Origin of the sequence: Chryseobacterium urinae (assembly GCF_030518295.1) — a bacterium.
Taxonomy (GTDB): Bacteria; Bacteroidota; Bacteroidia; order Flavobacteriales; family Weeksellaceae; genus Chryseobacterium; species Chryseobacterium mucoviscidosis.
This window is the reverse complement of the sequence record NZ_JAULSJ010000045.1, coordinates 19792-29756: the sequence shown is the minus strand read 5'-3', so window position 1 is coordinate 29756 and position 9965 is coordinate 19792. Positions and strand designations below refer to the sequence as shown.

The 9965-nt window shown below is 35.9% G+C and carries 13 protein-coding genes; 5 read left to right on the top strand and 8 right to left on the bottom strand.

Annotated features, from left to right (window positions below; translation table 11 throughout):
- From QWT87_RS19415 to QWT87_RS19400, 4 genes are all read right to left on the bottom strand, one after another.
- Nucleotides 1–222 (bottom strand): DUF3820 family protein (locus QWT87_RS19415; protein ID WP_302718205.1); only part of this gene is annotated, 222 nt, incomplete at its 3' end.
- Nucleotides 223–235: 13 nt separating this feature from the next.
- On the bottom strand, nucleotides 236–1321 hold the full coding sequence (locus tag QWT87_RS19410) for an AI-2E family transporter (protein ID WP_087706906.1): 1086 nt from the start codon (nucleotides 1319–1321) through the stop codon (nucleotides 236–238).
- Nucleotides 1321–2058 carry a beta-carotene 15,15'-monooxygenase gene (locus tag QWT87_RS19405; protein ID WP_302718202.1) on the bottom strand — a complete coding sequence of 246 codons (738 nt, stop codon included), beginning with the start codon at nucleotides 2056–2058 and terminating at the stop codon, nucleotides 1321–1323. Before QWT87_RS19405 ends, QWT87_RS19410 begins: the two co-directional genes overlap by 1 nt.
- A gap of 75 nt (nucleotides 2059–2133) precedes the next feature.
- Nucleotides 2134–2856: a hypothetical protein gene (locus tag QWT87_RS19400; RefSeq protein WP_302718200.1), complete on the bottom strand. Its 723-nt coding sequence runs from the start codon at nucleotides 2854–2856 to the stop codon at nucleotides 2134–2136.
- A gap of 47 nt (nucleotides 2857–2903) precedes the next feature.
- Between QWT87_RS19400 and QWT87_RS19395 the strand changes: the two genes are divergently transcribed.
- Nucleotides 2904–3881: an aminodeoxychorismate synthase component I gene (locus QWT87_RS19395; RefSeq protein ID WP_302718198.1), complete on the top strand. Its 978-nt coding sequence runs from the start codon at nucleotides 2904–2906 to the stop codon at nucleotides 3879–3881.
- A complete protein-coding gene (locus QWT87_RS19390) occupies nucleotides 3865–4491 on the top strand; it encodes an aminotransferase class IV (protein WP_273078864.1) in 627 nt (208 codons plus the stop codon). Before QWT87_RS19395 ends, QWT87_RS19390 begins: the two co-directional genes overlap by 17 nt.
- On the opposite strand, the gene menD is transcribed toward QWT87_RS19390, so the two are convergent.
- Nucleotides 4488–6164, bottom strand: a complete 1677-nt coding sequence (menD, locus tag QWT87_RS19385; protein ID WP_076391260.1) for a 2-succinyl-5-enolpyruvyl-6-hydroxy-3-cyclohexene-1-carboxylic-acid synthase — start codon at nucleotides 6162–6164, stop codon at nucleotides 4488–4490. The two genes, QWT87_RS19390 and menD, sit on opposite strands and share 4 nt — an antisense overlap.
- Before the next feature lie 86 nt (nucleotides 6165–6250).
- Here menD and QWT87_RS19380 point away from each other — a divergent pair, with 86 nt between their 5' ends.
- Nucleotides 6251–7201 carry an isopenicillin N synthase family dioxygenase gene (locus QWT87_RS19380; protein ID WP_116098379.1) on the top strand — a complete coding sequence of 317 codons (951 nt, stop codon included), beginning with the start codon at nucleotides 6251–6253 and terminating at the stop codon, nucleotides 7199–7201.
- 119 nt (nucleotides 7202–7320) lie between these two features.
- Here QWT87_RS19380 and QWT87_RS19375 read toward each other — a convergent pair whose 3' ends face one another.
- Nucleotides 7321–7590 carry a bacteriocin-like protein gene (locus tag QWT87_RS19375; protein ID WP_076391252.1) on the bottom strand — a complete coding sequence of 90 codons (270 nt, stop codon included), beginning with the start codon at nucleotides 7588–7590 and terminating at the stop codon, nucleotides 7321–7323.
- A 223-nt stretch (nucleotides 7591–7813) separates the two neighbouring features.
- Here QWT87_RS19375 and QWT87_RS19370 point away from each other — a divergent pair, with 223 nt between their 5' ends.
- A complete protein-coding gene (locus QWT87_RS19370; RefSeq protein WP_302718193.1) occupies nucleotides 7814–7981 on the top strand; it encodes a bacteriocin-like protein in 168 nt (55 codons plus the stop codon).
- Nucleotides 7982–8039: 58 nt separating this feature from the next.
- Here the strand turns inward: QWT87_RS19370 and QWT87_RS19365 are convergent, their stop codons facing one another.
- Both QWT87_RS19365 and QWT87_RS19360 read right to left on the bottom strand, forming a co-directional pair.
- The gene (locus tag QWT87_RS19365; protein WP_302718191.1) at nucleotides 8040–9086 is read right to left on the bottom strand and encodes a PA0069 family radical SAM protein; all 1047 of its coding nucleotides are present in this window, start codon (nucleotides 9084–9086) and stop codon (nucleotides 8040–8042) included.
- Nucleotides 9087–9209: 123 nt separating this feature from the next.
- Nucleotides 9210–9404, bottom strand: coding sequence for a hypothetical protein (locus tag QWT87_RS19360; RefSeq protein WP_087706921.1), 195 nt, complete (start codon nucleotides 9402–9404; stop codon nucleotides 9210–9212).
- A 171-nt stretch (nucleotides 9405–9575) separates the two neighbouring features.
- Here QWT87_RS19360 and QWT87_RS19355 point away from each other — a divergent pair, with 171 nt between their 5' ends.
- A complete protein-coding gene (locus QWT87_RS19355; RefSeq protein ID WP_302718189.1) occupies nucleotides 9576–9926 on the top strand; it encodes a hypothetical protein in 351 nt (116 codons plus the stop codon).
- Nucleotides 9927–9965 lie beyond the last annotated feature (39 nt).

The window sequence follows — 9965 nt, the reverse complement described above, 5'->3', positions numbered from 1 at the left end:
AAAATTCATACTTCCTCCCCGAATTGGAGTCAGCAAATCCATTAAGCCGTTTAATTTTATTTCGTAAATCGTTGCTAACTGCATTCCAAGTTTTCCTTTGGGCATTCCTGTTCTGGCAAACCATTCCAGATAGCTTATCGGCAGATCCGCGAGAACCGTTCCTTCGTATTTCCCGAAAGGCATTTTTAAGAAACAGATTTCTTTTAAAATTTCAGGGTTTATTCCTTCTTCCATCTTATACCATTAAATCGATTTTGTCCTCCAGAGCATTGTCATTTCCCGGAAGCTTAAGTTCAGGAGTATCATCATCCGAAAACTCGTTTCTGTATACCTGAATCAGAAGTAAAGTTAATGAAATTAAAATAGGACCAAAAACCAAGCCCATAAAACCGAATAAATTCATTCCCATAATAATCCCGAAAACCGTATTTAAAGGATGAATGTCTTCCAATTTTTTGAGCAGGGTAAAACGGAGTACATTATCCGTTAATCCTACCACAATAAGGCAATAAGCAGCCAATCCGAGTCCCGCTCCGGTGTTTCCCTCTGCAATCATATAAACGCAGACAGGAACATAAACAATTGCCGCTCCCACAACGGGAATCATAGAAGCTGCTGCCGTTAATGCAAAAAGCAAAACCGCACTTGGCGCACCAAAAATAAAGTATCCTACTAAAGCAACAACTCCCTGTCCGAGAGCAACAACGGGAATTCCGATCGCATTTGCCATAATCAGCTTTCTCATTTTTTCTCCGATCATAGATACATTCGATCTTTTCAAAGGCGCTGAAGAGGATAGAATTCTCTCGAATAAACGAGGTTTTGCCAACATAAAATAAAGAATAAAATACACCGACATTACTACGGTGAGTGTATTTACGGTTCCGCTTAGTGCTTTGGTGGAAAACTGTCCTACACTGCTTTTCAGCTTATCCATATTTTCTTTGCTTAAGATATCAAATCCTACTTTATCGAAAATATAAGTATGAATTTTTTCCAGAAATACATTAAACTTATCCATGTAAGCCTGCGCATTTCCTAATTTTTCAATTAAAAGATCTCCTATAAAATAAATCGGGAGGATGAGAATTATAAGACTGGCAAACATCAAGGTTAATGACGCAAGCCAGGGTTTCCATTTTTTTTCTTCCTGAAGGTAAAAATTATATTTTCGGCAAACGACATAAATGGTGATTGCTCCCAATACAGAAGGGATAAACAGGGCAAGATTATAACAGATTAACGCTGCCAATATTAAAATAATTGCCAGCAGAAACACCTGCTTTATTTTGACGCTGCTTATTTGTTCATTTTTATTCATTAGTTGTTTATTATTTGTCTTGGTTTTCCTAAATGGGCACAGTAAGTAGAATACATGACGATCATGATAAAAGGAAAAGTAGCTATAATGCCGATACAGCAAAGAACAATTCCGCTTATACTAATTAATCCGCCCAACAGACCTGCACCTAAAAACGTACCGTAATTTTCTTTTGCGATGTTAAAAGTCTTGCTGATTGCATCTATTGCATTTGCATTCTCAAACAAAAGAATAGGATAACCTAAAAGAAAAAGTGGATAAACAAACAAGAACGGAATCCCGCACAGTGCTGCGGAAATACCAAAAATAATTGTAGTACATAAGCAGTACAGAAGGATATTTCCTAAATTTTGACGATACCCGATAAAAAGATCAGAAAATTCTATTGCATTTTTAGTATTAAATTTATTGGCAATATAGATTAATCCTACGTAAATAGGAGAAAACAGAATGCCAAAAACACTTGAAACAGAATAATACAAAGAAGCTCCCGGTCGGGTTAAATAATTATATTGAGAAAAATCGCCATCCTCAATATCGCTGAAACCGCTAAAGCCTTCCCAGAAATTATAACCTGTAACAGACTGTAATACAAAATCGCCAATTATATAAACGATCATCGCAGCAATCGCATAAAGAAAAATTCCTTTATAGATTTCGAAAGCATGAGAAATAATAGATCCTGTATTCCTTTCCGGAACAGAACCCTGCTGATCAAATTCATCAAATTCTGACATGGTGTGATTTTTTTAATGTTGTTACTACCAAATTAATCTTTTTTTGGCAGAAACTATATTAAAATCACTTCAAATTTATTCCTTTTCGGAGAAAATGGTTTTGTAAAGCGAATAAATCATCGCATTCCAGAAAGGAAATGTGAACAAACCTCCTACAAAAAATAAAGTAAATCCTATGTATTTAAAAATTACTGCAACCATCACACACACAAATATTTCCAGAAAATACATCTTCAGTGCTTTAAAATTTAAAGAAATCGATTCGAAGATGGTTCGGTTCATGAAAAACATCATTGGTGCTACAAATATTGTGATACAAACCCAGATAACAGGCAAAATTAAGGTATTGAAGATCATGGCATAGATCAAAAACCAAAACAGACCGTACGAAATATATCTGAAAAAGTTTGTTCCGTTATAACCCGCCAGTAAATCACTGATCTCAATTTTTTCTTTTAAATCAATCTTTCTGAAAATCTGAAAAAATCCAAGATTTAAAGGGTAAAGGAAAACCAGTGTTCCCAGTAAAGCATAGCTGAAATACCGAGAATTATCCGTTTGTCCAAGTTCCGCCGCTTTTGCCAGATAAGCATCCATCCCGTTTTGATAGGCTTCCATAAGTTGCTGTTGCTGCTCCAATACCCCGAATTTTTCTGCAAAGAAAAACATTGAGGTGAAAAATATGGCAAAGTAAAGCACCGAAAACATCAGCTGAAAAATCAGCGTCTTATTCCAGTAGAAAAATGCCTGCTTCAGTATAAAATCTAGTCCCGGTTTCTGTGGATATTTGTTTTCCATTAAAAAAATTTTGTGCAAAAGTAAACATCAATAATTACTTTTGCGGAATGTTTTCGGCGAATCATCAAAAATTTACAGAAATGGATGAACTTTCACTACAGAAAGTTCCCTACTTTTTTATCATTGATTTTCTTACGGAGAATGTAGAAATCTTCAAAGAAGACGAAATTGAAAAATCGGGTTTATTAATTGATTTTCAAACCTTTTCAACCATAAAAACAAAACATATTTTAGATAAAAAAGTAGAATGGATTTCTTATCCTGAAACGTTGGAAAGCTTTAAAAAAGGATTCGATAAAGTTCAGAAAAATATTCGCTTCGGAAATTCTTATCTGGTAAATTATACCCGAAAAACCAAAATTGAGACGAATTTAACACTAAAAGAAATATTTTATCATTCTTCGGCGAAATATAAAGTTTTTTATAAAGATTTTTTCGTATTTTTTTCTCCTGAAACTTTTGTGAAGATCAACGACGGAAAAATTTCCACCTATCCCATGAAAGGCACAATTGATGCTTCTCTGGATAATGCCGCTGAAATTCTTAAGAACGATAAAAAGGAAAAAGCAGAGCATTACACGGTGGTAGATTTGCTCCGGAATGATCTGAGCATGGTAGCAGACGATGTGAAAGTCGACAAGTTTCAGTACATCGATTTCATCAAAACAAAGCAAAAAGATTTATATGCCATGAGTTCCGAAATTTCAGGAAACATCAAACCTGAATTTAATGGAAAACTGGGAAGCATCATGAAAAAACTGCTTCCTGCAGGTTCTATTTTGGGAGCTCCGAAACCTAAAACACTGGAAATTATTTTGGATGCAGAAGGTTATGAAAGAGGATATTATACAGGCGTTTGCGGTTGGTTTGACGGAAAAAATGTCGACAGTTGTGTGATGATCCGTTTTATCGAAAAGGAAGGAGAAGAGCTTTTCTTTAAAAGCGGAGGCGGAATTACACACATGAGCAGGTTAGAAGACGAATATCAGGAAATGAAAAACAAAATCTATGTCCCAATTCATTGAAAGCATTAAAGTAGAAGATCAGGAAATTTTTTTATTGGAATTTCATCAAAAGCGTGTAGACCAGACTTTCGCCCATTTTGGAAAGGAAGGCACCATAGATATTGCCAAGATTTATAAGCATCTTGAGCATGATGAGGACGGACTTTTCAAGCTGAGAATCGTGTATGATCTCGATAAGAAAATCCGCACTCAGATGATTCCTTATGCGATTCCTGAAATTGACGATTTTCAGTTGGTTGAAAACAACAGCTACGATTATTCTTTTAAATTTGAAGACCGGAAAGAGCTCGAAAAGATGAAGATGAAATCCAAAGCCGAAGAAATCATCATCGTTAAAAACAATCACATTACAGACACCTCCTACTCCAACCTTTTATTTTTAAAAGGAAAAGACTGGTTTACTCCTTCAACGTATCTTCTGAATGGTGTACAGAGACAAAATCTTTTAAAACATAAAAAAGTAAAAGAAACCGAGATCACTTTACAGAACATCAAGCAATTCTCTCATTTCCAAATCATTAACGCGATGAATGATTTTGATGAAAATTTCATTTATCCTTTGGACAGGATTATCAATTTACCCGGAAATGAAGAATATCTGGATCTTTAATTTTCTTTCAGAAAGTTAAAATAAGATTTCTGTATATCTGCATTATGCAAAGCCTGTGTATTGATTTCCAATACTTTAGGCTGAACATCCGGTTTAAAGAAATTTTCAAGAACACGGTCTAAAGTTACCTCTTCATCTACTCTTGTGTAGGAGAATCCGAAATGTTTGGCTAAATACTCGGCATTTTTATGATGTTTTGTCGCGATAAATTCGTCTAACGTATTCGGATTGGCATTTCCTGGTCCCGGAATAATTTTGAAGATATTACCTTCGCCATTATTAAAAATCATAATTCTTACAAACGGAGGAATGTACTGATTCCAAAGTCCGTTAATATCATAGAAAAAACTTAAATCTCCGGTAATCAACAAAGTAGGATTAGAATTTTTGATTGCAAATCCCATTGCTGTAGAAGTGGAACCATCGATTCCGCTTGTTCCTCTATTGCAGTAGATTCTTCTTTTGCCGTAATCGAAAAGCTGTGCATAGCGTATTGCCGAACTGTTGCTGAAATGAATATTGTAATTTTCAGGAACAATCTGTGCCGTTTTATTGAAAAAATAAAAATCTGAAAAATCCACGGAACTAATGAACTTTTCATGTTTTGCATCCTTTTTATCTCTTAAAACATCCCATAGATTGAAATAAGGTTTAGGCTCGAGATTGACAAATTTTAATAATTTAGAAAAGAAAACTTCAGGTTTTACCTCGATCTTTTCGGTCAGAGCAAAATACGTATCCGGCTGCCATACAGGATCTAAATGCCAATGCTGTTTGGGTTTAGCTTTTCTTAAAAACTGTTTCACCTTTTTGGAAACAACATTCTGTCCCACTGTAATCAGCAAATCCGGTGCATACATTTTAAAATCTTCTTCCGTGAAATTGAAAACGTACCGGTCTATATGCCTGAAAAATTTTTCGTGGTATAAATTTGAATTCGCTTCACTCAACACCACAACCGTATGATTTTTAACCAATTGCGTCAGCTGATTTTCCAATTCTGGACTGTGATCTTTGGTTCCCACAAGAATCATGATTCTTTGCGAAGTATTCCAGTCTGCAATAAGGTTAGAAGGAATTTCATATTCTTTCTGTTTGATTGTTTTTTCAACCGTCGGGAAAGTCGGCAATTCTGAAATTAATTCATATAAAGGTTCTTCGAGAGGAATATTGATGTGAACCGGACCTTGTTTTTCAATACAAAGTTCAATGGCTTTTTTAATGATATCAAAATTAATGTCTTCCGCATTTTCCTTTCCGTCTTCCAAAAGCTGAAAATCTCCGTAAGAATGCTGATGAAAAAGATTATTCTGCCGAATCGTCTGTCCGTCGAAAATATCCACATAATCCGTTGGTCTGTCAGCAGTTAACACCAAAAGCGGAATATTGGAATAAAAAGCCTCCGTGATCGCCGGATAATAGTTTACAGATGCAGAACCGCTTGTACAGGTAACTGCAACCGGTTTTTTCTCGCTCATCGCCATTCCCATTCCTACAAAAGCCGCACTTCTTTCGTCCACAATACTGTAACAGTTGAAACTGTCGATCTCTGAAAAATGAATCGCCAAAGGTGCATTTCTGGATCCCGGGGAAACAATGATATCTGAAATTCCGTATTGCTGAAGAAGGTGTGCAAGTATCTGAATACTTCTTTTGGAAGAATATTTTTTCATAATACAAATTTAACTGATAAATGCGTAACACGAAATAATTTTTAATTTAAAAATCTGTAATTTAGCAGTTCGTTAAATTTCTAAAAATGGATAAAATACCTAGTGTAGACCTGCGTGATTTCCTTTCGGGTGACCCGGAACGCAAACAGAAATTTGTAAATGAAATCGGAAAAGCTTATGAAGAAATTGGTTTTGTAGCCTTAAAAGGCCATTTTCTTGATGACAAATTGGTGGATGAACTGTATGGAGAGGTAAAAAACTTTTTTGAATTGCCAACGGAAACGAAACAGAAGTATGAGATTCCGGGAATTGGCGGACAGAGAGGCTATGTAGGATTCGGTAAGGAGACTGCAAAAGGCTTCAAAAAAGGAGACCTGAAAGAGTTTTGGCATTTCGGACAATATGTGTCTGATGATTCCCAATACAAAAGCGAGTATCCTGATAATGTGATCGTTGAAGAACTTCCAAAATTCAACGAAGTAGGGAAAGAAGCTTTCCAAATGTTGGAAAAAACAGGACAGTATGTTCTGAGAGCTTTAGCGCTTTATCTTGGTCTTGATGAATTTTATTTTGATGATAAAATTGCAGAAGGGAACTCTATTTTAAGACCCATTCATTATCCTCCGATCACGGAAGAGCCGAACGATGCAGTAAGAGCTGCAGCTCACGGAGATATTAATCTTATTACCCTTTTGATGGGTTCTCAGGGAAAAGGTCTTCAGGTTCAGAATCATAAGGGAGAATGGATCGATGCGATTGCAGAACCGGACGAACTGATGATTAACGTTGGAGATATGCTTTCGAGACATACCAACAACAAACTGAAGTCTACGATTCACAGAGTGGTAAATCCGCCAAGAGAATTGTGGGGAACTTCAAGATATTCAATTCCTTTCTTTATGCATCCCGTGAGTTCAATGTCACTGAATGCTTTGGAAAACTGTGTAGACGAAAACAATCCTAAACTGTATGAAGATACAACAGCAGGAGAATTTTTACACGAAAGATTAATTGAATTAGGATTAATTAAAAAATAAATACAGACCGGGTAATTTGCCCGGTTTTTTTATGCCTTTCAGACAGCAAGAAATGATTACATAATATAAGAAAGGAAGGTAATAAACACCTTCCCTTTTCTCTTACTTTATAATCTTTATTATCCTGTAATACAGTAGAATTCAGGGCATGGAGTAGATTGTGTAAAAGTACCCCACGGACAGATACAGGTATAAACATCTCCGCCGCCGCCGGGATTTCCCGGATCTCCTCCCGGATCCTGATACGGTACACATTTTCCGCCGGAGCATATTTCATTGGCTCCACAGCCGCCTGAACCGGGACCTCCTCCCTCAATGCAATACGCAGGACCGTAGCCTGCAGAAATTCTTTTTTTGTCTTCTCTTGAAAGCTTTTTAAAATTTTTCATAGTTTTTTGATTTTGATGTACTCCTACTCTGTCAGCTTTTCGGAAATCGCTTTATTATGATAAGTATTTAACTATAAAATTCTAAAAATATTATTCACCAATATATGAAAATTCATTCATATTTTATTTCCATTGAAAAATTAATCAAAATATCCCACAATAGTTTGATTTATTAAAATTTTGATTATCTTTACATTAGTATCAAATTTTTAACTAAAACAATATGAAAAATTTAAAAAAACTAAGCAAAAGCCAATTAAAGGGAATTAAAGGAGCAGGAGGAATTAAGTCTTTTCCGGATGAACCGGATTTTTGTATGTACGTTTGCGGGGACGTCATTTTATGCGCTGCATGCAGCAAAGATTTCGAATGTCCTGTAACGGATATGTAGACTGCAAAAAGTTATAAAGAAACCGTTCCTTTTGGAGCGGTTTTTATTTTAGGAAACGTTAATCAAACAACCTCAACTGCTGATCTTTTGCTCCCGTAAACCCTTTTGTGGAAAGTTTCGAAGATTCTTTTCCATCGAAAAACTTTTTTCGCCCTATTTTAAAGCTATTATGAATCATTTCTGCAATATTTCCCTCCCCTTTCTGTCTGTCGAAGAACTTTTTCTCACCTAATTTTCCGCCCCGCATGGAACGGATCAGATTTAAAACTTTCTGAGCACGATCCGGAAATGCATTTTCAATCCAGTTCACAAAAACCGGCTCTACCGTATCATTTAATCTTACCAGAGTGTATCCGAAACTCTGCGCTCCTGCTTCAGAGATTGCTTTTAAAATGGTTAAAGGTTCATCGCTGTTTAATCCGGGAATAATCGGCGCGACCATAACATTGACAGGAATTTTATGTTCAGACAGAATTTCTATCGCTTTCAATTTGTTTTTGGCTGTGCTGGTTCTGGGCTCCATCTTTCTTCGAAGTTCCTCATTGATGGTGGGAATGCTTAATGAAACGGACACAAGATTCTGTTCGGATAAAGGCTGCAGAATATCGATATCGCGAAGAACCAAGGCGTTTTTCGTAAGAACATGGACAGGATGTCTGTAATCCAGACAAACCTGCAGTATTTTTCGGGTAATCTCAAACTGCCTTTCTGCGGGTTGATAACAGTCTGTATTTCCGGAAAGTAGAATGGGAGCCGGTCGATATCCTCTTTTCTGAAAAAACTTTTCTAAAAGTTCCGGTGCGTTTTTCTTCACCATAATTTTTCTTTCAAAATCAACTCCGGCACTGTATCCCCAATATTCATGAGTAGGTCTTGCAAAGCAGTAAGAGCAGCCGTGTTCACAACCCTGATAAGGATTCATGGAGTACTCCATCGGAAGATCATCACTTTTTACCTGATTGACGATGCTTTTAGGGAAAACTTCGGTAAAAGAGGTTTTTACCGTTTCGAAACTATCTTCTTCAGGTTCAAAGGTATATCGGTCGAAACGGTTGATAACATTTCGCTGTGCGCCCTGACCTTTTATGATATTTTCGTTCTGCATTGATGATGTAAAATTAGAGTGGAATGATGATAAAAAAATGAATTTTAACATTAAAGTTTTCCACAAGAAAAATCCGAAACTTTAAAAGCTCCGGATTTTAACATGATTGGATATATTTTTTAACTACTTCAGTGCATAAAATTCTACGCCATGATATTCATCGTCATAGTTTTTGTCTTCGAAATGTCTGTGATAATCCGAATAGGCATCACTGTATTTTTTATCTTTTCTGTGTAATATTTTTTTTATTCCTATGATACTTAATACTGCCAAAAGACCAACTCCTCCTGCCAGTAAAACTCCGACTTCTTTTTTCATATTCTGTCTGATTTATATATTCACGTTATTGCAAAAAGTATACCCAAACATTTTCTGTCACGATAAATTTTGTTAACAGATATTGAAAAAATTTAAAAATATAATCTTTGCCAATACCACAACAAAGCGATCAATGGTTTAATTATTGTAGTTTAAAACAAAAATATTATTATGGAAAATACAGACAATATTGATAAAATGACAACCTTAAGTCAGGTAATGGCAAAATTGGCACAAAGAGGAGTACACCGTGAGTTCAGAATGAATGAACAGTGCGAAATGAAGTTTGAAAATTCAGAAAAGGTGTATCAGCCTTCAGAATTAACGGTTCTGAAAACGTACCGTTTTGAGGGAGACAGCAATCCTGATGATAATGCAGTGCTTTATCTGGTAAAAGATACGGCAGGAAACATGGGAATGATCATCGATTCTTACGGAGCGGACAGCAATTATCCCGGCGAAGAATTCGATCAGTTTTTAAGAGCCATCACCATTGATGAAAGCGACGATTACAATTTCTAAATTTAAATAATTGATTGTCCGTTTATTAACCTAAAGCTT